Here is a 20630-nt window from a genome sequence, read left to right as displayed (position 1 = left end):
TCCTCAGCCTGAAGCAGGCCAAGGAGTTGTGTTCCCTAGACTTTTTCTGGAGCCAACCATGTCTCAACATCGCATTTCACTGTCCCTTGCACTGGCCGGTGTGGCCACAGCCATCACACTTGCTCTTCCGGGTATGGCCTCTGCTGCCTATGAGCATCCGGCGAACAATGAGCAAGGGGTGAGCGTTCACCCGGATCATTTCGTGAGCCAGAAAACCAGGGCTCAGGTCAAAGCCGAAACCGAGGCGGCCATCAAGCAGGGTGGTCTGTCGTTTGGCGAAAGCAGTTTTCCGAGAGAGATTCCCCGCAGCGGGTCCAGCAAAACCCGCGAGCAAGTGATTCAAGAATTGCGTGACGAATCGCCATCCGAGCGAGAGGCGCGCCTGCAGTCCATCTCGGGCTAGGGAAACCTGGCGCCAGTGCCAGCAGCAAGTGCGAGTGTCTGGCTCAAGCAAACTCTCATTCAGCGGCAGAACGGATGTCTGCACATCAGGAAGTCGGTCTGCAGTCCTCGGGCATGTCCGCGCCAGTCTGGGCGACGGGGCATGAGCAGTTGCTCGTTCCTGGATAATGAAACGTGCTGGCTCAGCTCGCCGCTGCTATGAGAGTATTGGCGATGCGATGCGATGCGATGCGATGCGATGCGAGGATGAGCGGTCGCCTTGTGTGCTCGACGCTGAGAATTACTGAGCTTGTCCATCGACGGTTTTACGGCTGGAGTGGACAGGCGCCCGAACCGCCGTCATACGATGCGTTTGAGTTGAGAGCTACTGTCATGACCACACATTCCAATGGAAGAAGAGTGTTGCTGGCGGGCGCGACAGGGCTGGTCGGCAGCATGCTGCTTCAAGCCTTGCTGGCCGACGGCCAGGTCGAGCAGGTACATGCACTGAGTCGTCGGATGCTGAACATCAGCCATCCCAAGCTCCAGGTGCACATCGTCGATTTCAACCACCTTCCCGCGCTGCCTGAGGTCGATGAGGTCTATCTGGCTTTGGGAACGACCATCAAGGTGGCAGGCAGTCAGGACGCATTCCGTGCCGTCGACCTGAACGCGAATCTGGCCGTAGCCAGGGCCGCGGTGGCTGCGGGAGCCCGGCGAGTGGGTCTGGTCAGTGCCGTGGGTGCCAGCGCACGCTCTTCGACGTTCTACAACCGCGTCAAGGGCGAGTTGGAGGATGCGTTGAAGACGCTGGATCTCCTGGTGCTGGTGATCGCCCAACCATCGCTGCTTCTCGATAAACGTGATGGGCTGCAGCAGCCGCCGCGCCTTGGCGAGCGGTTTGCAATTCCAATCGCCAGGCTGTTGGCTCCGCTGCTCCCCGGCAAGTACCGACCAGTCCATGCGCGGGCAGTCGCTTTGGCGCTGTTGCATACCGTACCGGTGGCACTGGGGCTGGTCGTTCTGGCTTCGGACGAGATGGCTCGCCTGGAGGCCGGCCGCTGAAGTCGACGGCATGATGGAAATAGAACTCTGACTGCTGATCCTTCGGTTCGGTAAAAAAGAGAACACGGCCAGGTTTTTTTCATGAATCGCAATGAAAGCCTTGGACGCATGTCCGCATTCGTCATTGTTGAAGCGATGAATGAAAGTGGCGTCAACACCCTAGCTTCAAAGCTGGTTCGCTATTTTCAGTCCTGATTGAATACCCGGCGATATTATTCGGCTGCATCTTCATCGGTATTTATGGGAGAGCAAGCTGCTCGGCAGTTTTATTTTCAGCATCAGCTTCTGGTGTGCAGCATGAACTGGCCGGCTCGGTTTCTGTTGCTCAGGTTTGCAGTGCCCATCTGCTGCGAGGCATCTGCAGTTGCAGCGTCACGTCTTGCGGCGCGAGCGGCAGACTGGATGAGCATTTGAGAAAGAGCTTTGTATTCGTATTTTCTTTGAGCTGATGCTGATTTAAATCAATGAAATCAAGTTAAGAGTTGTTTCCACTGGGAATGGTTAACTTTATTCTACAGTCGTTCATGACTATTTCATCGAATTGCCTGCAGTCCGTTTGTCATTTGGAGATTTCCATTTAAATATATTCAATAGTGAATGCAGATAAGTATTATTTCACCGATAAAGGAGTAATTGATGATCAAGGAAGTTAGCGGCGATATTCTCTTGAGCAATGCAGATTTGCTGGGACACGGTATCTCGGCGTTCGATCCCTTTGACAGCGGCCTGGCTCTGGCCTTGCGTGAGCGCTGGCCCTCTCTGGTGAAGGATTACCGTCACGACACGCGCAACAAGTCCATTGTTCCCGGCGATGTCTGGGGCTGGACGGGCGTGCAGGAAGGTGGTGGTGTGCGCAAGATCATCAATCTAGTCACACAGAACACGATGGGGCAGGGGCCTGGCGCCAAGCCCGGCAAAGCGAACGTGGAAAACGTGCGCCGCGCACTGCAGAACCTGTCGAGATATATCAAGGAAGAGAAGATCCGAAGCGTTGCATTGCCCCGTCTTGCAACCGGTGTGGGTGGCTTGGAATGGGAGGATGTGAAACCTCTGATTTCTCAGTACCTTGGTGAGGCAGGCATCCCGGTGATCATTTATTCGACTTATCGCAAGGGAGAGAAGGCCGACGAGGGTCTTTGATCGGCAATATCGACCTCGCAGTGCAAGGCAGCTTTTAAGCTGCCTTTTTGTGCCCGGCATTGCGCTGCTATTGCACGCCTGTGTCGCTTGCGCTGTCTGCGCCTTCTCTAGGCTAGGCGGGGGACGGAACGATTCGGCGAGCATACCGGCACACAATTTCTCAAGCCCTGGACCAGTCAGCCACCGACTGCTGTGGGGCATGAGGGTCGATGGAATGCATTGGAGTGGCTGATCATTGTCTTGGCGTATCGCCATGCCTTGAGCGGCAAACCGGACGGCTCAAGCGGATGTCCGTCTGCGAGCTTGCGGCACAAAACGAGATCAGTGCCCTCACTCCTGGCAATAGCCGGTAAGAGCAATCTGTTGTCGCGCATCGCTGCGGCAACGCCTGCCAGGCATTGGCGATGTCGGTCACGTTCTATGGGAGCGAAACCCTGCCGTTGCAGGAACGTTTGAGACCTTCAAGAACTCTGGCAGAGCATGAAGCATGCGAGGTTTCAAGCTCATCGGGCGGCCTATGCGGCACAGCTTTTTGTCTCTTGAAGATCGCTGGAAGAACAGGCGCTCAGGGGGCGTGGGCTATGGTGTTCGGATACCACTCCGAAATGGTCATTGCTGCATGTGCATGGGCCAATCGCCAGTGATCCTTTGGAGTGCTGTCGGGCCGATCGGGTAATTCAATATGCCGGTCGGCCGCCCTGATCGCAAACCAGAGCCCGCTGCCCCAGCCGTTGTTGAGCGGTGGCTTATGAAGTGCTGGTGAAGTAATCACAATCACCCTCTTGTTTGTCGCACGTGCGTAGCCGATCTCGACCATGGTGCCATAGGCTTCGAGGTCTTCGAGATAGGCCACAACGACATCGGCCCGTGAGATGCCTTGCAGAGCTCCACGGTATGCGGCATTCTGAGCTCTATCGGGCGAGGATGAGCTGACGCCATTCAGGTATCCGTGGTCGATGCCCTGGGCTTTCCACGGACCTGAATACATGAACCTCGTACGCGTTCCGTGAAAGACCATTTCTTGCGGCGGAGCAATCAGCACGTCGGTTTCCGAGCTTTCAGTTCCCAGATTTCCGCGAGCACTGGATCTGGAAACGTCGAAGATTCGCCAGCAAGAGAAATGGCTGTCTGGCTTTTGATTGTCTTCAGGCCCTCCCATTTTGCCTGCCATGTAGATGACGGGAAGCGCGAGGTTCGCTTGACGATTTGCTTTGCTGCCTTGCAGCCAGTTTTCGACATCAACCTCGAACCAGCCAATGCTTCTGTTGCTCATCGGCGTGGGATGAGGAAACTTGTCCTGCCGCAAAAGCTTGTAGAGCGTTGACTTGGAAAGCGCTGTCCGTGCCAGAACCTCATCCATGGGAATGACATGCTTGGTGGAACGTAACGTGCTTTTCCTTGGCATATGGTCTCTCTAGCTCGGACGTCGGGTGAATGAAGCGCAGTTGATCGATGCAATAAGTATTGATTTTCGATAGTCGTGTTCAATGTAGGTGAGACTCTAACATTGCTGTGAAATACGAACGATTTTTATTTCAAGAGTTTCGCTTGACCACCTCTCGTCCTTGACGTCCTTGCCACACCTGACGCTTCGTGCAGTACCAATTTCGACCCCATCGGTCGAGCTCGGGTTCCTCCGGCATGGACTGGAAGAGCACACCAGCCGAGTTGTCGGATTGTTTGGCGAGCTGCATGAGAGGGAGCCAAGTCAAATGTGCTTCCACCGAACAGCAGGGAGGGCGCTGGGTAGCGAGAGCCGGCGCAGGCAAACGCCAAAGATCGGGCGAATCTGGGCATGCGCGCCTATCGGCCCGTGATGACTGGAATGCATGGGCAAATGAAATATGCCCCGAGATGTGCCCTAGGAAGTCCTCGGATTGAGGTACTGTTCTACGGGCTTCGGCGTACTTTCAATTGAAGTCTGCGGAGGGAAAAAAGAAAAAGGCCGGAAGGTTATGCACCTTCGCGGCCTTGAATTTGGTCCCCCCGACAGGAATCGAACCTGTATCTGTCGCTTAGGAGGCGACCGTTCTATCCATTGAACTACGGGGAGGGACGCTGGATTCTACCTGCGTTACCAGCTTGCTGATTTCAACCGACGTATTTATGCCGGCTCTGTGCGGTTGACTTCGACAGAGACGTGGGTGAGTTCTTCGTGTACCGACAGCAGCTGGCGAATGTAGTCGGGGGTGACGGTGGCAGCGCCCTCGACTGCGATGATGCAGGCATAGTGATTCTTGCCCACGCGCCAGACATGAAGGTCAGTGATGTTGACGGGCTGCGGGCCTTGCGCGATGGCATCACGTACCTCTTGCACGACGGGGGCATCCATTTCGGCATCGAGCAGTACGCGGCTGCTATCGCGCAGCAGACTGAAGGCCCACGCAGCGACCATCACGGAGCCGACCAGGCCCATGACCGAATCCAGCCAGGCCAGCCCCAGCATCATGCCGCCCAGCAGGGCTGCGATAGCCATGACTGATGTGGCCGCGTCGGCAATCACATGCAGATAGGCCGAGCGCAGGTTCAGGTCGCCATGCGCATGGTCGTGTTCATGGTGATGATCGTGGTGGGACTCATGGCTGTGGCCGTGGTGATGGTGATGGCCATCCTTGAGCAGCCAGGCACAAGCCAGATTGACCAGCAGGCCAAGAGTTGCCACGCCTATGGCCTGCTGGTATTGAATGGCGGCCGGAGACAGCAGGCGCTGTATGGATTCAAAAGCCATCAGGGCGGCAACCAGCAGCAGGCAGATGGCGCTGGTGTATCCCGCCAGGATTTCTATCTTCCAGGTGCCGAAACTGAAGCTCCTGTCATTGGCCAGCTTGCGCGCCGCGGCATAGGCGCTGACGGACAGGCCTAGTGCCAGAGCGTGTGAACTCATATGCCAGCCATCGGCCAGCAGGGCCATGGAGTTGAGGTAATAGCCGGCGGTGATTTCCAGCACCATCATGGCCAGCGTCAGCAGCATCGCCAGCTTGGCATTTTTTTCGCCCAGCGGATTGCCCTGGTCAAAGCTGTGGGAGTGTTGCCGGGATAAGGGGGAGTCGGTGCATGAGGTCATGATTGGCTTGTTTTCATATACTCTACCCCAGTATATTTTCCATGCCGGCATGAGAACTACAATTCCTGCATATGTCGCATACCGTTTCGAATCAAAAACCGTTGCTCGCGCGCATCCGCCGCATCAAGGGGCAGACGCAGGCTCTGGAGCGGGCTCTGGAAGAGGGGCAGGACTGTGCCGTGGTGCTGCAGCAGTTGGCAGCCGTGCGCGGGGCCGTCAACGGCTTGATGCTGGAGTTGCTCGAAGGCCATGTGCGCGAGCATCTGGGCGCCGAGGCCGCGATGCCCGAGCAGCGTGAACAGGACCTGGAACTGGTCGTGAAGGTGCTGCGTTCCTACGTCAAATAGGGCCGGGCTGCAGGCGTGGGCGGCCTGCATGGATGAAGCGGTGGATCAGGATTGCACCAGCGCCGCCAGATCATTGACGAATGGCTGCACGCCAGGATGGCCGTGCAGCCATTGCCTGCCCAGAAATTCTTCAATCGACTGCTGCTGCAGCCCGAGGCCGGGCCGGCGGGCCGATGCGGCCTGCAGCAGGTCATGAGCACGGTTCATGACCTGCTCGCTGTCTGCGGCCGCGGGCTCGCCCAGTTCCTGCATCCATTCCTGCTGGATGCGAAGTATGAGCTTGCCAGCGGCTTGCTCCAGCGCGGTGCGGCTGCTTGGCACTTCAGAATTGATAGCTTCTATCGCTTACCAGTAAAGAGTTGGAGGCATATTTCACGCTTAATCCTTGCGAACGGTATAGACGATGTCCATGGCGCTGGTCATGCCGGTCTGAGCGCGCAAGGTGACGCTGCGAGACAGGTCGTAGAAGATGTAGATGATGCCCATGGCTCCCGACAGGCTTTGCTCATAGGTCAGATAGAGCTTGTCCGAGATGCGCTTGCCCATGGTCAGCGCAGCGCCCGCTGCATCAGTGCCATCCCCGCCGCCTTTGAAGCCGACTTCATCGAGCCCCAGGCTGCCCGCAATCTTGCCGCTGGAGCTGTTGCCGCCAGCCAGCAAGGCCATGGCGGCCTGCTGAAGCAGGGCGCTGCTGGCCCCGCCGGAGGCAGGGTCACGGCCCATGACTACCCAGGAGAGTTTTTCCGCGTCGGGCAGGGCCGGGTCCGAGTACAGCAGCACGCGTGGCGCGCTGGCTGTGCCCAGCACCTGCACACCGGCCTTGACGGCAATATTCGGGCGCAGCGCCAGTATGTCCAGCGAGGGGTTGTTGTAGGGGCCGTTGAAGCGGATCAGCCCGGTTTCCACATTCAGCGACTGTCCCCAGGCGCGGTAGCGGCCTTCCTCGGTACGGATTTCTCCGGTCACGCTGGGCGGGCCGCCGATGTAGCTGGCACCTCGCACTTCAAGCTGGCCCAGCAGTCGCGTGGTGATGCCAAAGCCCTGCAGTGCAAAGTCACGTCCCATGTCGAGCTTGACGAGAATGTCTGGCACCTTGCGCGGCGTGGCGCGGGCCTGCTCCTTGCGGGCCTGTTGTTCGCTACGCCGGCGATCCTCCTCTTCGGCCTTGCGCGATGCCGCCGAGCGCACCACCACATCCTTGTCCAGCGATGGCGCGGATTCTTCGGGCAGGATGATGGAGGCTCTGTCGACCGTCAGGTCGCCACGCAGCGTGAACTGGCCTTGCTCCAGCCGGGCCTGCAGATCGCCGGAGACGCTGACCTGACGGTCGGCGCGCACCAGGACTTGCAGCTTGCTGGCCTTGGCCTGCAGATTCATGCTCAGGCCCGATTCGGCCCCCGTACCCGGTGGTGTGAACTGGACATAGCCCGAGCCGTTCAGCTGGCCGCCGTCTTCGGGAGCTCGGGTCAGATTGCCGCTATAGCCCAAAATGCGCGCCTGGCTGCCCTTGCCGCCCTTGAGGCGCAGTTCGGTGATGTCCAGTCTGGTGCCTTGCAGCTTGGCGCGCAGAATGCCGTCGCGCAGGTCCACGCCATCGAGCAAGGACACGATGTTGAGCCCATCGGCCTTGATATCGCCCTGCCACTTGGGGTCCTGCAAGGTGCCGCTGATGCTGGCATCCGCAGCCAAGCTGCCCTGAATGCGCCAGCCTGGTGGCGCAAACAAGGACCACAGCCCCATGTCGGGCATGTTGGCGTGCAGCTGACCGGACAGAGGCGCTGTGGCGGGTAGCGTCCAGCCGTCTTGCTGGTAGCTGAGCTGGGTGCGCAGGTCGGCACTGAGCTTGCCTGCGCGCTCGCTGTCCCAAAGCAGTTTGGCGTTGACCTGGCTGCCCTGGGCCTGCACGTTGAGGCGCATGTCCTTGATGCGCGAGCGCATGCCTGCGCCGCCGATCTGGCGCGTGCGCGTGCCGCCGGCGCGTGTGGCAGTGGGGCCGGTGGTCTGGATGACGGTGGTGCTGGAGCCATCGTCCACCGCCAGCCGCAGATCGCCTGTGGCGCGCTCGACCGTGAGATCGGCCTTGAGATCCTTGCCCAGGGTGTCCAGGTTCCAGCGCGCGTTGAAGCTCAGGTCGCCGGAAATCCCAGCGGCTTCCAGTGGCGGATCGTCATCGCCCAGGCTGAAGGCATCGACCCAGGCCAGTGGAATTCCAAGTGCCTGCCCTGCGCTGCGCACACCCCATTGGCCGCTGCCGCTACGGGTGACGGAGCTCGCCTCCCATGTCAGCTGGGCGGGAGGCAGTGGCTCGCTGCTGGTACGCCTGAGGTCCAGTTTCGGAGGCGTGATCTGCAGCTTGCCGGCGCTGAGTTGGTAGACGGTGCTGAGTACCGTGCTGCCGCTGGTGCGCTGCTGGATCTGGACGGGGGCACCGGGCTGAAGCTGCACGACCCAGGGGCCGGGCTTGCTCTTGTCGGGGGTGAGCTGGGCCTGCAGCTTTTCCAGGCTGGCCTGCCAGTCCAGCGGGGCCATGCCCTTGCCGCTGGCCAGGCCGGCCTGCAAAGCGGTGTCGAGCTGAATGCTCTTGCCGGCTTGCTGGGCCTGCGCGGTCAGGCCGACCTTGGCATTTTCGGGGCTGCCGTCAATGCTCAGTGCCAGCGCAGGCAGGACGGTGCTCTGCTCGGCTGCGGTGCCGACGGGCAGATAGCGGATTTTCTCGGCGCGCAGCTTGGCCTGAATCTGCAAGTCGCTGGCGGGAGTGGCCGCACCATGGGCGGCGCTCAGGCGCTTGAGCAGATTTTCCCAACCGCCCTTCAGGGCCAGTTGCAAATCTGCGCTGCCATCAAGCTGCGCACCGCCCAGCGGGTCCTTGACGCCCGGCAGCTTGCGCAGCCATTGCGTGAGCGTGCTCATGGAGCCGAGCTGCAGCTGGCTTTGGACAGCGCCGCTGGCCGGGCCCATCTGCCCTTCGATGCTCAGTTGCGCACCGGGAGCGACGACCTTGAGCCTGGCCTTGGCCTGCTGGGTTTCGGTATTGAACTCCACGGACCTGGCATCGACGCTGGCCTGCAGGGCTTGCAGCTGCAGCTTTTCCAGCTGCAACTGCGGGGCCTGCCACTGGCCGCTGGCAGCCAGGGTCTGAATGCGCAGCGCCCGGCTGTCGCGCTTGCTGCCTGCCGCCTGCAGGTTGGCGTCAAACACTATCTTGCTGGCTGCTGGATCGCTGCTGTCGACATCGGCCTGCACGGCCCTGGCACTGATCCGGCCCTGCAAGGGCGAGGCTTCCAGAGTGCTGTAGAGATCGGCCGGGTTGAGCTGTTCCACCGTGGCCAGGCCTTCGAACAACCGGGTGCTCGGAGTGAACTGACCGCCGAGTGCGATATGGCCCTTGCCAATCTGGATACGGGAGTCGCCAACCTGCCATTGCTGACCATCGAAATCGATTCGGGCTGTCAGCTCGGTCACGGGCAGGCGCTGCCTGTCCCAGGGGCCGGGCAGTGCGTTGCTGAAACGGGTGTTGAGCAGCCAGGGCTGCGCTTCCAGGTTCGCAGCTGTGGGAACGGTCTCGTCTGGGCCAGCCTGCAACTGGCCGGTCAACAGGGTGCGTGGCCCTTGAGGCCAGAAAGCCGAGACATCTAGATTCTGGAGCCGGACCTTGGCTGCCAGTAGCGGCTGGCTGCGCCAGGGCATGATGCTGGCCTCCACATCGGCCTGCATGGGGCTTGCCGCTGCCGTTGCTGCTTCGGGCGCCCCCCCGCTCCTGTCTTGCTTCGGCTTGGTTGCCTGCGGGTCTTGAGCTCCCGGGTCGGGGGCCGATGCTTCAGCGCTGGCATTGGCCTTGATCGCTAGTCTGGCCGCGTCGGTGGCCAGCGTGCCTTCGACCATCACCTTGGCCTGCACGGCAATGGTGCTGAGAGCGTCAGCGCTTTTGTCCAGCGGATTGGGCACTTGCACATCGCCTGTTGCTTCGGCCTGCAAGGCCATGGGGGCCGCCCCTTGCAGCTTCAGCTGGGCCTGGTAGGCGCCCTGGGCAAAACGCAGGCTGCTGACCTTGAGTTCATGGTCTGTGCCCGTGTATTCATAGCGACCGCGGAGGTCCTGAACCACGGCTTCAGGCGGGCCTTGCCAGATGATCTGATCGATCCTGAAGGGCAGCTCTATCTTCACCGGCAGGGTCAGCGACTGCAGTGGTTCGCTGGCGGGTTTGTCGGGGTCGGGGGTGCTGGCAATGCGCAACTCGGCGATATGGACTTCGCCCAGCTTGAGCGTACGGGACAGCAGCAAAGGTCTGAACTGCCAGCCGATCTGTGCTTCATTGACCTCGACCTGCATGGTCGGGCTTTGCCATTTCAGCCAGCCGATACGGCCGCCGTTCTTGACGCTGCCCGTGACCTCCTTGGCCACCAGGCTCTGGTCGGCGGGCAGCCAGCCCGCCACGCGCTGCAGCGTCTGGTTGAGGGAGTCATCCCTGCCAATCCACCACAGCAGGCTGCCAAGTGCCAGTGCCAGCGTGAGCAGGACAGCCGCAACCGCCCAGCCCAGTGCTCGCAACCAGCGGCGCCGTCTGGGGGTTGGGGAGGAGGTCTTGCCACTGGGGGTTGTGTCTTGTTCTGCCATGCTTAAAACGTGAAGCCCAGGCGCAGGTGCAGGCGCAGTTGCTGCTCCTGAGCGCCCCAGGCGAGATCTGCTTGAATCGGACCGACCGGGCTTTTCCAGCGGATGCCGGTGCCAAAGCCGACGCGGGTGTAGAGCCGGTTGATATCGTCGCCGACCGTACCTGCATCGATAAAGACGGCGTGCTCGAAGTCCTGCGTATTGCCCTTGATGGTGATGGGCCGCTGCCACTCCACACTGCCCATGGCCAGATAGCGGCCGGCAATCACGCGGCCGTTGTCGGTGCGTGCGCCAATCGATTGATAGCCATAGCCGCGCACCGTGTTGTCGCCACCAGTGAGGAACATGATGGTGGTGGGCAGATCCACATCTTTCTTGGCCATGACGGCGCCCACTCCGGCCTTGATCTGCAGACGGCTGCGGCGCCTGGTTTCCTCGTCTCGCTCGCCCAGCGGTATCAGGCTGAGCCAGCGGCCCGTGAGGCGCCCGAACGGCGAGCGCTGCGGCGTCAGCGTGGTGCCTGCACCGGCTTCCAGGGCCAGACCAAAGCCCGAGGTCGGCAGCAGATTGTTGTCGAAATAGCGGGCCGTCCAGCCATAGTTGGCCAGCAACGAGGAGGCACCGGGCGGAGCGCCTGCACCCTGGGTCTTGGCATAGTCGTACTGCAGGTACATATTGCGTTCTATGCGGTCTTCGGCCTTGGAGCGGCCAAAGCGCATCTGCGCACTGTTGGTGTAGAAGTCGCCCGCAGGTGCGCGCTCGAGCTTGCCGCTGGCAAACCAGCGCCAGAGATCCTCGCCGGGAAGGCCGACCAGCTGGGTGGAGATCAGCGGGTTCTTCCTGTCCAGCTGCAGCTTGCTGACGGCACGCCAGTTCAGACCGGGCACCTTGTTGTAAGTGTGGTCGATGGACAGGCGCGGTCCGGTATCCGTGCTCAGGCCCACACCGAACACCCATTTCTGCAGCTTGGCTTCGCGCACCTTGGCAATCACGGGCGAGGTGATGGCTGCGCCCTGGCTCTTGCGCTGCTCGTCACGTTCAGCCTCGGTGGTGGCCTGTTGCGGGGAGTCGGCCAGAGAAAGAAATACCGAATCGTAATAGCCGCTGCTGACCAGGCGCTGCTGGGCATCGAGCATGCTTTGCAGATCGTATTCCTGGCCCTCGGGCAGGCGCGCGATGCGGGCCGTGCGCACCGGGTCGTAGCGCTCGGCGCCATCAATCTGCAGCGGACCGAAGGTATAGGCAGGGCCGGGGGCATAACTCACGCTGACCTGTGCCTTGTTGGTGTCGGCATCCACATCGGCCAGACTGGTATCTATGCGTGCCAGCGGGTAGCGGCGCTTTTGCAGCTCCTTGAGACCACCGCTCTTGGCGCTGCTCCAGGCCGATTGCGAGAATTGCTCGCCAGCCTGCAGCGGCCAGGTTTCCTCGATCTGCAGGCGCTGCGAGGTTCCCAGCTCGTCGCTGGCATTGACGCCGGTAAAACGCACCTCGGATTTTTCAATGATGGTGGGCGGGCCTGGGTCGACCTTGACCACCACTTTGCGTGGTGCCTCTTCCTCGGGGGTATCGGTCAGCTCGACAGTCACTGTGGGGCTGAAATAGCCCAGGGTGCCGATCAGCTCGCGCACATTGGCATCGGTTGCACCCAGCAAGCGTGTCAGCTCGCGGCGCTGCAGATCGGGCTGGTGGCGAAAACGCTTGAGTTCCAGATGCTGCTCCAGCAGCGTGCGGATCTGCTTGGGGGCATCGACTTCCAGTGTGAAGGCCGGCGGGCCGCTGGTATCGATACCCATGGCTTCGGCTTCTTTGTCTTTGGGGGCAAGCAGGCTGCAGCCGCTGAGGAGCAAGGCGGCTCCCAAAAGCAAAGCCGGCCTCAAGGCCGGCTTTTTCAAGGGCAAGGTCTGGGGCATGGCCCTATTTTGACAGCATGCGCATGGCGTCTTCCAAGCCTTTGAGCGACAAAGGGTACATGCGGTCACCCATCAACTGCTGGATGATGCTGATGCTCTGGCGGTACTGCCATACGCCCTGGGGCTCCGGATTGATCCAGGCAAAGTGCGGGAAGGCATTCGTCAGGCGCTGCAGCCATTCGGCACCGGGCTCCTCGTTCATGTACTCGACCGAGCCGCCGGGCTGAAGGATTTCGTAGGGGCTCATGGTCGCATCGCCGACAAAGATCAGCTTGTAGTCCTTGTTGTACTTGCGAATGATGTCCCAGGTCGGAAACTTCTCGGCAAAGCGGCGGCGGTTGTTTTTCCACATGAAGTCGTAGACACAGTTGTGGAAGTAATAGAACTCCAGATGCTTGAGTTCGCTCTTCACGGCCGAGAAAAGCTCCTCCACACGCTGGATATGCTCGTCCATGGTGCCGCCCACGTCCATGAGCAGCAGCACTTTCACATTGTTGTGCCGCTCGGGAATCATCTTGATGTCGAGATAGCCCGCATTGGCTGCCGTGGAACGGATGGTGTCCGGCAGATCCAGCTCCAGCTCGCTGCCCTGGCGCGCAAACTTGCGCAGACGGCGTAGCGCGACCTTGATATTGCGCGTGCCCAGTTCCTGGGTGTCGTCATAGTCGCGGTAGGCGCGCTGCTCCCAGACCTTGACGGCACTCTTGTTGCGGCCCGGCCCGCCAATGCGTATGCCTGCCGGGTTGTAGCCGCCATGGCCGAAGGGGCTGGTACCGCCTGTCCCGATCCATTTGTTGCCGCCCTCGTGGCGCTCCTTCTGCTCTTCCAGGCGCTTCTTGAGCGTTTCCATCAGCTCGTCCCAGCCCATGGCTTCGATCTTGGCCTTGTCCTCGGGGCTGAGTTCGCGCTCCAGCAGCTTTTGCAGCCAGTCCTGCGGAATTTCCTTGGTCAGGTCGGCCAGCATCTCCACGCCCTTGAAATAGGCGGAAAAAGCGCGGTCGTACTTGTCGTAGTGCTTCTCGTCCTTGACCAGAATGGTTCGGCCCAGGTGGTAGAAGTCGTCCAGGCTCCAGCGATCCTCGCTCTTGGGGCCGATCAGGCCTGCGTCCAGCGCTTCCAGCAGGGCCAGAAACTCCTTGACCGACACAGGCAGCTTGGCTGCACGCAGGGTATAGAAAAAATCGATCAGCATGAAAAATGCCTCCAGCGCTTATGCAGCGGGTGCATGTTGCTCCAGAAGATACAGCAGTTGTGCACGGGCTTCAGGCCACTCGCCACTGCGCATGCTGTACATCACGGTGTCGCGAATCGTGCCGTCGCGGCGCAGCGCATGGCCGCGGATCACACCATCTTTCTTGGCACCCAGGCGCTCGATGGCGCGCTGGCTGGCGAAGTTGAAATTGTCCGTGCGCCAGCCCACCACATGGCACCCCAGCGTACCGAAGGCATGGGCCAGCAGCAGCAGCTTGGCCGAGGTGTTCACGTGAGTGCGCTGCACGCTTTTGGCATACCAGGTGTAGCCAATCTCCACGCGGCGAATGGCGGGAACAATGTCGTGATAGCTGGTCGTGCCCAGCACCTTGCCGCTGGCATCGTCGAGAACGGCGAATGCAAAGCGGTGGCCCTGGTCACGGCCCAGCAGCGCGGCCTCGATATAGCTGCGCACCTCGCCAGGCTCGGGCACGGAAGTCACGCGAATCTTCCACAGCTCTCCATCGGCAGCGGCTGCGGCCAGACCCGCCTCATGGCTCAGGGCCAGCGGCTCCAGCCGCACGCCGCGGTCGCGCAGGGTCACGGTTTCTACAAAAGTCATGGCTTGCTCACTCAAAGAGATTTGCGCTTGCTGCGCCAGAATCGGGCCAACTTGAGACCGAGGCCGCCGCCGAGGCCCACCATGGCGATGGCGGCAATGCTGCCGGCGCCATAACCCTGGGCGAACAGATCAAGGCCCAGTACATGGGACAGGCCCCAGCCCAGCAGGGCGCCGCCCACAAAGCCGACGGCGTCGGAGCCGCCTTCCAGTAGCAGTTGTTGTGCGGTGCTCATGGGCTGTGTCTCCTCGGCTTTTGATGTCGGCTCAGCGATTGCGCTGGTTCATGAAGACCAGCTTTTCGAACAGGCTCATGTCCTGTTCGTTCTTGAGCAGTGCACCCACCAGGGGTGGCACGCTGACCTTGCCTTCCTCGGACTGCAGGGCCGATGCGGGAATCTCCTCGGCGACCAGCAGCTTGAGCCAGTCGATCAGCTCGCTGGTCGAAGGCTTTTTCTTGAGGCCGGGCAGATTGCGCACATCGTAGAAGACCTTCATCGCGGCACTCAGCAGCTCACCCTGCAGCTTGGGGAAATGCACGGCCACGATCTGGCGCATGGTGTCGGCATCGGGGAACTTGATGTAGTGGAAAAAGCAGCGGCGCAAGAACGCGTCGGGCAGTTCCTTTTCGTTGTTCGAGGTGATAAAGACCAGCGGGCGGTGCTTGGCGCGGATCATCTCGTGGGTCTCGTAGCAATAGAACTCCATGCGATCGATTTCGCGCAGCAAGTCGTTGGGGAACTCGATGTCGGCCTTGTCTATTTCGTCGATCAGCAGGGCCACGGGGCGCTCCGCCGTGAAAGCCTGCCAGAGCACGCCCTTGACGATGTAGTTGTGAATGTCCTTGACGCGCTCGTCACCCAGTTGCGAATCGCGCAGGCGGCTCACGGCGTCGTACTCATACAGGCCTTGCTGGGCCTTGGTGGTGGACTTGATGTGCCACTGCAGCAGCGGCATGTCCAGCGCCTGCGCGACCTCCTCGGCCAGCATGGTCTTGCCCGTGCCGGGCTCGCCCTTGATGAGCAGAGGGCGCTGCAGGGTAGCGGCAGCGTTGACGGCCAGCATCAGATCTTGCGTGGCCACGTATTTGTCGGAACCTTGAAACTTCATGGGCGGTATCAGCGTAAGTATTGATAAGCGTGCGAAATTCTCACTGCCATAATCGTTTGCACTGCAGCAAGGCATTTGAGCACCCGTCTGAACTCTTGAAGGATTGTGCGCGCAAAATGATAAAAACTTGGACCACGGTATTGGCAGTAGTTGTCGCATCAGTGACCGGCGCGGCAAGCGCCCAGGCTGTCAAGGGCGATGCAAAGGCTGGCGCAGGCAAGATCGCCATGTGCATAGGCTGTCATGGCATCACCGGTTATCAGGCCAGCTTCCCTGAGGTATACAAAGTACCCATGATCGGTGGGCAGAACGAGGCCTATATCGTCTCGGCCCTGAACGCCTATAAGAAAGGCGAACGCAAACACCCCACCATGCGCGGCATTGCCGACTCGCTGAGCGAGCAGGACATGGCTGATGTGGCTGCCTACTATGCGGGGCATGCCAAGGCCAAGGACGGCAAGCCCAAGGAAGCGAACCCGGCCGTCACGGCGCTGCTGCAAAAAGGCGCCTGCTTCTCCTGCCATGGCGAAGGCTTTTCCAAGCCCATCGATCCGTCCTATCCCAAGGTGGCAGGGCAGTATTCGGACTATGTGTTCCGGGCCCTGCAGGCCTACAGGACCGAGGGCAATCCCATCATCGGGCGCAGCAATGGCGTGATGGCCGGCATTGCCAAACAGTTCAAGAACGACGAGTTGCAGCAGCTGGCCCGATACATAGGCAGTCTGGATAGCGAGATGCAGGTGGTGGTGCAGCCGCATTTCCGTCTGGGCCAGAAATAAACCAGCTTCGGCAAACACAAAGCCCGCCAAGGCGGGCTTTGTGTTTTTCAGAGGGCGCCTCAGAGGTTGCTTTTGAAACTGCCGTCGGTGGTGGCCAGACGCTGCACTCCGGCAACATAGGCCTCGCCATCGGGCGGGCGTCCCGAGCGCTGGCTTTCCCAGAGCATCTGGCCCAGGCATTCCATGGCGGCGTGATGGGCGTCATGCAGGTCACGCTTTCTGGTTAGCAGTTCCACGGCCTGGCGTATGCCGCGGGGCGAGTCGACGCTGCACTGCTCGCTGATGGACAGATGCATGGACAGGTGCAGAAACGGGTTGGTGCGCTCAGTCTCCGCATCGTAGTTGCGCGCCACGGCAACATCCACGTCGGAGAGCTCGTCGAAGTACTCGGGGTGCTCGTCTATCCACAGGCTGGCCAGCGTTTCGATGGCCTCCATGGGCGCGCCGCTGATCATCTTGGCGCGCACACCGCAAAAAAATCGCCGTACGTCGGCTTGGCTGGGGTTGAACATGATGGCGCGCAGCGTATCACGGCTGCCGGGCATCAGTTGGACTGTGGTCTTGCTCGCTGGCCAGGGGCGTATCGGGTACATCTGCGTTGTCGGCCAGCAGATCGGCACGCTCCTTGGCCATCTGCTCCACCAGTTGCTGGCGGCCCTGCTTGGCCACTGCAATCAGCTGGTTCTTGTCCTTGTAGTGTGGGTACATGCGCTCGGCCAGCGCCAGATTGTGCTCCCTGAATCGTGCCGTGATGCGTTTGGCTTCGGCCGGACTCTGACCCAGCAGCTCCAGCACCGACTGGGCCGAGATAAGGCTGGATTCGAAGACTTCGCGCTGGGCATGCTCGACTCCGAGATCGCGCAGGCGGAACCAGTGATCCAGGTCTCGGGTACGGGCCACGATCTCGAGGTTGGGGAAATGCTTGCGCACCTGACTGGCTATCTTGAGGGACTGCTCGGTGGTGTCGACGGCAATCACCAGTACATGGGCCTGGGCCGCACCGGCGATGCGCAGCAGGTCCATGCGTGTGGCATCGCCGTAGAACACGCGGTGGCCGTAGATCTGCGCAGCCTCCAGCATTTCCACGCTATGGTCCAGGATGGTCGGGCGTATGCCCTGGGCCAGCAACACGCGGGCCACGATCTGGCCGTAGCGGCCGAAGCCGGCGATGATGATGGGCGATTCCTGAGGCTCGGAGATCTCTTTGGCCTTGTCGGAGCCGCATTCTTCATCCTTGATGGTGGAAAAGCGGCGCAGCAGCAGTTTGTCCAGCAGCACCAGCAGCAGCGGGCCCAGCAGCATCGACAGAGCCACGGCCGCGACCAGCATGGAAGAGACGCTGTGGCGGAATACCTTGTACTGCGCGGCTGTCTGGAACACCACAAAGGCGAATTCCCCGCCTTGCGCCAGCATCAGCGTGAACACCGGGCGTTCGCGCCAGGGAATCTGCATGAATCTGGCCAGACCGAAGATCATCACTGCCTTCAGCGCAATAAAGCCTGTCACCATGGCGGCCATGGTCCAGGGGGACTGGAGGATGACGCCAAAGTCGATGCTCATGCCCACAGCCATGAAAAACAGGCCCAGCAGCAGGCCTTTGAACGGCTCGATATTGGTTTCCAGCTCGCTGCGGTATTCGCTGTCGGCCAGCAGCACGCCGGCCAGGAAGGCGCCCAGCGCCATGGACAGGCCCACCTGCGTCATCAGCATGGCAATGCCCACGACCAGCAGCAGGGAGGTGGCGGTGAAGATCTCGGGGGTCTTGCTGCGCGCAATCCAGCGCAGCAGCGGTTGCAGCAGCAATCGGCCACCGATGATGACGGCGCCAATCGTGCCCACGGTCTTCAGAATGGCCAGCCAGACCTGGCTGTCGCCGTGGCTGGCATGGGCGGCCTTGTAAGCGCCCAGAATCGGAATCAGCGCCAGGATGGGGATGGCCGCCACGTCCTGGAACAGTAGGATGGAGAAGGCGGCCTGTCCGCTGGGAGTGCGCATCAGATTGCGCTCGGCCATGATCTGCAGGCAGACGGCAGTGGATGACAGTGCCAGGCCCATGCCTGCGATCAGGCTGACGCGCCAGGACAGACCGAAGGCCCAGGCGGCCAGGAACAGAATGCCGGTGCAGACCACCATCTGGGCCATGCCCCAGCCGAAGATGGGGCGCCGCAGCTCCCAAAGGCGCTTGGGCTGCAGCTCAAGTCCGATCACGAACAGCATCAGCACCACGCCAAACTCGGCAAAGTGCAGGATGTCGTCCACATTGCGGACCAGGCCAAAGCCCCAGGGTCCCATGGCAATGCCGGCGCCCAGGTAGCCAATGATGGCTCCCAGGCCCAGGGCTCTGGCGATGGGGACGGCCAGAACTGCTGCCGTAAGATAAATGAAGCCGTAAGTCAGCCAGATGGGAGAGCCGTGTTCCATGGGAATGTTATGTGGTGTTAACCCTAGAGAGATTCCATTTTGGCACCCGCAGCCAAGCGTCAGATTTTTGACAGAAAGAAAAAGCAGATGAATGCGTACCTGGTGCTTATAGCGCCTGGTCAACCTTGCGTCTGCAAGTTGACAGCGCAACTTTTAAGATAGGCGCTTTGTGACTGGCGCTTTAGATCGGCGTTTGGAGTGAGTATGGATCTGCACACCTGGTTTGCTTTTTTTGTGGCCTCCTGGATCATCGCGGTCTCGCCGGGCTCGGGGGCTGTGCTGTCCATGAGTCATGGCCTGTCCTATGGCGTGCGCAAGACCAGCGCCACCATCATGGGTCTGCAGCTCGGGCTGCTGCTCATCTTGTTGATAGCAGGTGCCGGCGTGGGCTCGCTGCTCATGGCGTCCGAGTGGGCCTTCAATGCCGTCAAGATCGTGGGCGCGGGCTATCTCATCTATCTGGGCATCAGCCAGTGGCGTTCGGGCGGCTCTCCGCTGGCAGCGCAAGAGGCCGCGCCCGAGGCCAGTCTCAGAAAGCGCGTGCTGACGGGCTTTCTGACCAATGCCACCAATCCCAAGGGCATCATCTTCATGGTTGCCGTGCTGCCCCAGTTCATGACCACCAGCCGTCCCCTGGCTCCGCAGTTGGCGATTCTGGCCGTGACCATGCTGGCCGTGGACACCACGGTGATGCACAGCTATGCAGCAGGTGCCAGCGCCTTGCGCGGCCTGATGCGCAGCGCACGCGCCATGCGCAATCAGAACCGCGTGTTCGGCGGCCTGCTGATGGCCGTGGGCACAGGCCTGTTCTTTGTTCAGCGCTCCAGTGAAGCCTGAGCTGCTTCAAAAAGCATAGCTTTAGGCGCATTCCCATATTGGGCTGTCGGCATATTTGATCAAATAATCTAGGGTAAGCCCCTTGTCCCGCGTCAGACATGACATAGGGCAGGGGGCTTCTACATTGGGGGCATGAAAACCTTTCGCTCCTACTCCGAAGTGCTGGCCTCGATTGGGCAGGAAGTCGCCGTCAGCGACTGGATCACCATCACCCAGGCCCAGATTCAAATGTTTGCCGACGCCACGGGCGATCAGCAGTGGATTCATACTGATCCCGAGCGAGCTGCCCAGGGCCCGTTCGGCGCGCCGATTGCCCATGGCTTTCTCACGCTGTCCCTGCTGCCGAAGTTCTTCGAAGGCACTTTCAAGATCGAAGGCGCCAAGATGGGGGTGAACTACGGGCTCAACCGTGTGCGCTTCATGGCTCCCGTGCCTGTCAACAGCCGCTTGCGGGCGCGCATGACCTTGCAGGCGGCGGAACGCATCGAGCCTGAGGGGATTCAGATGACCTGGCTGGTGACGGTGGAGCGCGAAGGCAGCGACAAGCCTGTATGCGTGGCCGAGTCGCTGGCGCGCAGCTTTGGTGCGGCGGCCTGATTCGCGGCGTGATTTTCAAACCATGAAAAAAGCCCCTCGGCTTGCGCCTTGGGGCTTTGTTATTGAGCCGCACCTCGCAAAGCAGGGTGCTGCGCAGAGTCCGTCATTCGCCATAGTTGTCCAGCAAACCGGCCTTGCCTGCGGCAATGGTTTCCTGGCGCACTTGCTCACGGCTGAGGTTGCTGGGTTGCTGTTGCTGGGACAGGGGCAGATAGGCATCGCCAACGAGCTGCAGCTGGCCCTTGGCCATAGCGTCCTGCACCTGGGCATTGACTTGAGCACGGGTCAGGGTGGATTGACCTGCAACTTCGGGAGGGTAGTGATCGCCGGTGAAGTCAAAGCTTGCAGCCTGTGCAGCGGCGGCGGACATGGCCAGGGCGGCAACGATGGCAAAGCGGTTGGCGTATTTCATGATTCGTCCTTTGGTACGTCGGGCCTGCAGTCCTGGCGGATATCGTCGGTCGGCTGCAAGTCCATGAGTCGTACTTTAGGACGATCTAATCAGGAGAAAAACCCCCTGTTGCGCAACTTATTGTTCCGAAATTAGAGACAATA

The 20630-nt window shown here is 60.7% G+C and carries 19 protein-coding genes and 1 tRNA gene; 7 read left to right on the top strand and 13 right to left on the bottom strand.

Going from position 1 to position 20630, the window contains the following annotated elements; translation table 11 throughout:
- Window positions 1-58 precede the first annotated feature (58 nt).
- The 3 genes from FSY59_RS18635 (at window position 59) to FSY59_RS18625 (ending at window position 2586) form a co-directional block, all read left to right on the top strand.
- Window positions 59-403 (top strand): DUF4148 domain-containing protein, encoded by a 345-nt coding sequence (locus tag FSY59_RS18635; RefSeq protein WP_050872420.1) that lies wholly within the window; start codon window positions 59-61, stop codon window positions 401-403.
- A 371-nt stretch (window positions 404-774) separates the two neighbouring features.
- Complete coding sequence (locus tag FSY59_RS18630; RefSeq protein WP_148729047.1) at window positions 775-1446, top strand: NAD(P)H-binding protein; 672 nt, start codon at window positions 775-777, stop codon at window positions 1444-1446.
- A 636-nt stretch (window positions 1447-2082) separates the two neighbouring features.
- Window positions 2083-2586: a macro domain-containing protein gene (locus tag FSY59_RS18625; RefSeq protein WP_003051602.1), complete on the top strand. Its 504-nt coding sequence runs from the start codon at window positions 2083-2085 to the stop codon at window positions 2584-2586.
- 565 nt (window positions 2587-3151) lie between these two features.
- Here FSY59_RS18625 and FSY59_RS18620 read toward each other — a convergent pair.
- The 3 genes from FSY59_RS18620 to dmeF form a co-directional block, all read right to left on the bottom strand.
- On the bottom strand, window positions 3152-3991 hold the full coding sequence (locus FSY59_RS18620) for an AlpA family phage regulatory protein (protein ID WP_148729046.1): 840 nt from the start codon (window positions 3989-3991) through the stop codon (window positions 3152-3154).
- 573 nt (window positions 3992-4564) lie between these two features.
- Window positions 4565-4639 (bottom strand) — tRNA-Arg (locus FSY59_RS18615).
- A 51-nt stretch (window positions 4640-4690) separates the two neighbouring features.
- Window positions 4691-5650: a CDF family Co(II)/Ni(II) efflux transporter DmeF gene (gene dmeF / locus FSY59_RS18610; protein WP_148729045.1), complete on the bottom strand. Its 960-nt coding sequence runs from the start codon at window positions 5648-5650 to the stop codon at window positions 4691-4693.
- 71 nt (window positions 5651-5721) lie between these two features.
- Between dmeF and FSY59_RS18605 the strand changes: the two genes are divergently transcribed.
- Window positions 5722-5997 (top strand): metal/formaldehyde-sensitive transcriptional repressor, encoded by a 276-nt coding sequence (locus tag FSY59_RS18605; RefSeq protein WP_148729044.1) that lies wholly within the window; start codon window positions 5722-5724, stop codon window positions 5995-5997.
- Between the two features lie 45 nt (window positions 5998-6042).
- Here the strand turns inward: FSY59_RS18605 and FSY59_RS18600 are convergent, their stop codons facing one another.
- The 7 genes from FSY59_RS18600 to FSY59_RS18570 all read right to left on the bottom strand — a co-directional run bounded on the left by FSY59_RS18600 (window position 6043) and on the right by FSY59_RS18570 (window position 15441).
- Window positions 6043-6318 (bottom strand): hypothetical protein, encoded by a 276-nt coding sequence (locus FSY59_RS18600; RefSeq protein WP_019044201.1) that lies wholly within the window; start codon window positions 6316-6318, stop codon window positions 6043-6045.
- Window positions 6319-6375: 57 nt separating this feature from the next.
- Window positions 6376-10611, bottom strand: a complete 4236-nt coding sequence (locus tag FSY59_RS18595; RefSeq protein ID WP_148729043.1) for a translocation/assembly module TamB domain-containing protein — start codon at window positions 10609-10611, stop codon at window positions 6376-6378.
- A gap of 2 nt (window positions 10612-10613) precedes the next feature.
- Window positions 10614-12404, bottom strand: coding sequence for an autotransporter assembly complex family protein (locus tag FSY59_RS18590; RefSeq protein ID WP_029158809.1), 1791 nt, complete (start codon window positions 12402-12404; stop codon window positions 10614-10616).
- Between the two features lie 121 nt (window positions 12405-12525).
- Window positions 12526-13713, bottom strand: coding sequence for a VWA domain-containing protein (locus FSY59_RS18585; protein WP_003051754.1), 1188 nt, complete (start codon window positions 13711-13713; stop codon window positions 12526-12528).
- A gap of 18 nt (window positions 13714-13731) precedes the next feature.
- Complete coding sequence (locus tag FSY59_RS18580) at window positions 13732-14334, bottom strand: GNAT family N-acetyltransferase (RefSeq protein ID WP_003051756.1); 603 nt, start codon at window positions 14332-14334, stop codon at window positions 13732-13734.
- Between the two features lie 11 nt (window positions 14335-14345).
- Complete coding sequence (locus FSY59_RS18575) at window positions 14346-14567, bottom strand: hypothetical protein (RefSeq protein WP_003051758.1); 222 nt, start codon at window positions 14565-14567, stop codon at window positions 14346-14348.
- 31 nt (window positions 14568-14598) lie between these two features.
- A complete protein-coding gene (locus tag FSY59_RS18570) occupies window positions 14599-15441 on the bottom strand; it encodes a MoxR family ATPase (RefSeq protein WP_003051760.1) in 843 nt (280 codons plus the stop codon).
- A gap of 116 nt (window positions 15442-15557) precedes the next feature.
- Between FSY59_RS18570 and FSY59_RS18565 the strand changes: the two genes are divergently transcribed.
- Window positions 15558-16220: a cytochrome c gene (locus FSY59_RS18565; protein WP_003051762.1), complete on the top strand. Its 663-nt coding sequence runs from the start codon at window positions 15558-15560 to the stop codon at window positions 16218-16220.
- A gap of 59 nt (window positions 16221-16279) precedes the next feature.
- On the opposite strand, the gene FSY59_RS18560 is transcribed toward FSY59_RS18565, so the two are convergent.
- Together FSY59_RS18560 and kefC are read right to left on the bottom strand one after the other, a co-directional pair.
- Window positions 16280-16732 carry a DUF1841 family protein gene (locus FSY59_RS18560; protein WP_029158808.1) on the bottom strand — a complete coding sequence of 151 codons (453 nt, stop codon included), beginning with the start codon at window positions 16730-16732 and terminating at the stop codon, window positions 16280-16282.
- Between the two features lie 16 nt (window positions 16733-16748).
- Window positions 16749-18641, bottom strand: coding sequence for a glutathione-regulated potassium-efflux system protein KefC (kefC, locus tag FSY59_RS18555; protein WP_148729042.1), 1893 nt, complete (start codon window positions 18639-18641; stop codon window positions 16749-16751).
- A 204-nt stretch (window positions 18642-18845) separates the two neighbouring features.
- Here kefC and FSY59_RS18550 point away from each other — a divergent pair, with 204 nt between their 5' ends.
- Together FSY59_RS18550 and FSY59_RS18545 are read left to right on the top strand one after the other, a co-directional pair.
- Window positions 18846-19478, top strand: coding sequence for a LysE family transporter (locus tag FSY59_RS18550; RefSeq protein WP_003051771.1), 633 nt, complete (start codon window positions 18846-18848; stop codon window positions 19476-19478).
- Window positions 19479-19610: 132 nt separating this feature from the next.
- Window positions 19611-20075 (top strand): MaoC family dehydratase, encoded by a 465-nt coding sequence (locus tag FSY59_RS18545; RefSeq protein ID WP_034366233.1) that lies wholly within the window; start codon window positions 19611-19613, stop codon window positions 20073-20075.
- Between the two features lie 103 nt (window positions 20076-20178).
- Here FSY59_RS18545 and FSY59_RS18540 read toward each other — a convergent pair whose 3' ends face one another.
- Complete coding sequence (locus FSY59_RS18540; protein ID WP_148729041.1) at window positions 20179-20487, bottom strand: DUF4148 domain-containing protein; 309 nt, start codon at window positions 20485-20487, stop codon at window positions 20179-20181.
- Between the last annotated feature and the right edge of the window lie 143 nt (window positions 20488-20630).

This window comes from Comamonas sp. Z3, assembly GCF_008121565.1.
GTDB lineage: Bacteria > Pseudomonadota > Gammaproteobacteria > Burkholderiales > Burkholderiaceae_C > Comamonas > Comamonas brasiliensis.
This window is presented reverse-complemented; position numbering and strand designations above follow the sequence as displayed.

Excerpts from the sequence above, each read along its gene's own strand:
- FSY59_RS18635 (WP_050872420.1), top strand. The coding sequence starts at position 59 with ATGTCTCAACATCGCATTTCACTGTCCCTTGCACTGGCCGGTGTGGCC.
- FSY59_RS18630 (WP_148729047.1), top strand. The coding sequence starts at position 775 with ATGACCACACATTCCAATGGAAGAAGAGTGTTGCTGGCGGGCGCGACA.
- FSY59_RS18625 (WP_003051602.1), top strand. The coding sequence starts at position 2,083 with ATGATCAAGGAAGTTAGCGGCGATATTCTCTTGAGCAATGCAGATTTG.
- FSY59_RS18620 (WP_148729046.1), bottom strand. The coding sequence starts at position 3,991 with ATGCCAAGGAAAAGCACGTTACGTTCCACCAAGCATGTCATTCCCATG.
- dmeF (WP_148729045.1), bottom strand. The coding sequence starts at position 5,650 with ATGACCTCATGCACCGACTCCCCCTTATCCCGGCAACACTCCCACAGC.
- FSY59_RS18605 (WP_148729044.1), top strand. The coding sequence starts at position 5,722 with ATGTCGCATACCGTTTCGAATCAAAAACCGTTGCTCGCGCGCATCCGC.
- FSY59_RS18595 (WP_148729043.1), bottom strand. The coding sequence starts at position 10,611 with ATGGCAGAACAAGACACAACCCCCAGTGGCAAGACCTCCTCCCCAACC.
- FSY59_RS18590 (WP_029158809.1), bottom strand. The coding sequence starts at position 12,404 with ATGGGTATCGATACCAGCGGCCCGCCGGCCTTCACACTGGAAGTCGAT.
- FSY59_RS18585 (WP_003051754.1), bottom strand. The coding sequence starts at position 13,713 with ATGCTGATCGATTTTTTCTATACCCTGCGTGCAGCCAAGCTGCCTGTG.
- FSY59_RS18580 (WP_003051756.1), bottom strand. The coding sequence starts at position 14,334 with ATGACTTTTGTAGAAACCGTGACCCTGCGCGACCGCGGCGTGCGGCTG.
- FSY59_RS18575 (WP_003051758.1), bottom strand. The coding sequence starts at position 14,567 with ATGAGCACCGCACAACAACTGCTACTGGAAGGCGGCTCCGACGCCGTC.
- FSY59_RS18570 (WP_003051760.1), bottom strand. The coding sequence starts at position 15,441 with ATGAAGTTTCAAGGTTCCGACAAATACGTGGCCACGCAAGATCTGATG.
- FSY59_RS18565 (WP_003051762.1), top strand. The coding sequence starts at position 15,558 with ATGATAAAAACTTGGACCACGGTATTGGCAGTAGTTGTCGCATCAGTG.
- FSY59_RS18560 (WP_029158808.1), bottom strand. The coding sequence starts at position 16,732 with ATGTTCAACCCCAGCCAAGCCGACGTACGGCGATTTTTTTGCGGTGTG.
- kefC (WP_148729042.1), bottom strand. The coding sequence starts at position 18,641 with ATGGAACACGGCTCTCCCATCTGGCTGACTTACGGCTTCATTTATCTT.
- FSY59_RS18550 (WP_003051771.1), top strand. The coding sequence starts at position 18,846 with ATGGATCTGCACACCTGGTTTGCTTTTTTTGTGGCCTCCTGGATCATC.
- FSY59_RS18545 (WP_034366233.1), top strand. The coding sequence starts at position 19,611 with ATGAAAACCTTTCGCTCCTACTCCGAAGTGCTGGCCTCGATTGGGCAG.
- FSY59_RS18540 (WP_148729041.1), bottom strand. The coding sequence starts at position 20,487 with ATGAAATACGCCAACCGCTTTGCCATCGTTGCCGCCCTGGCCATGTCC.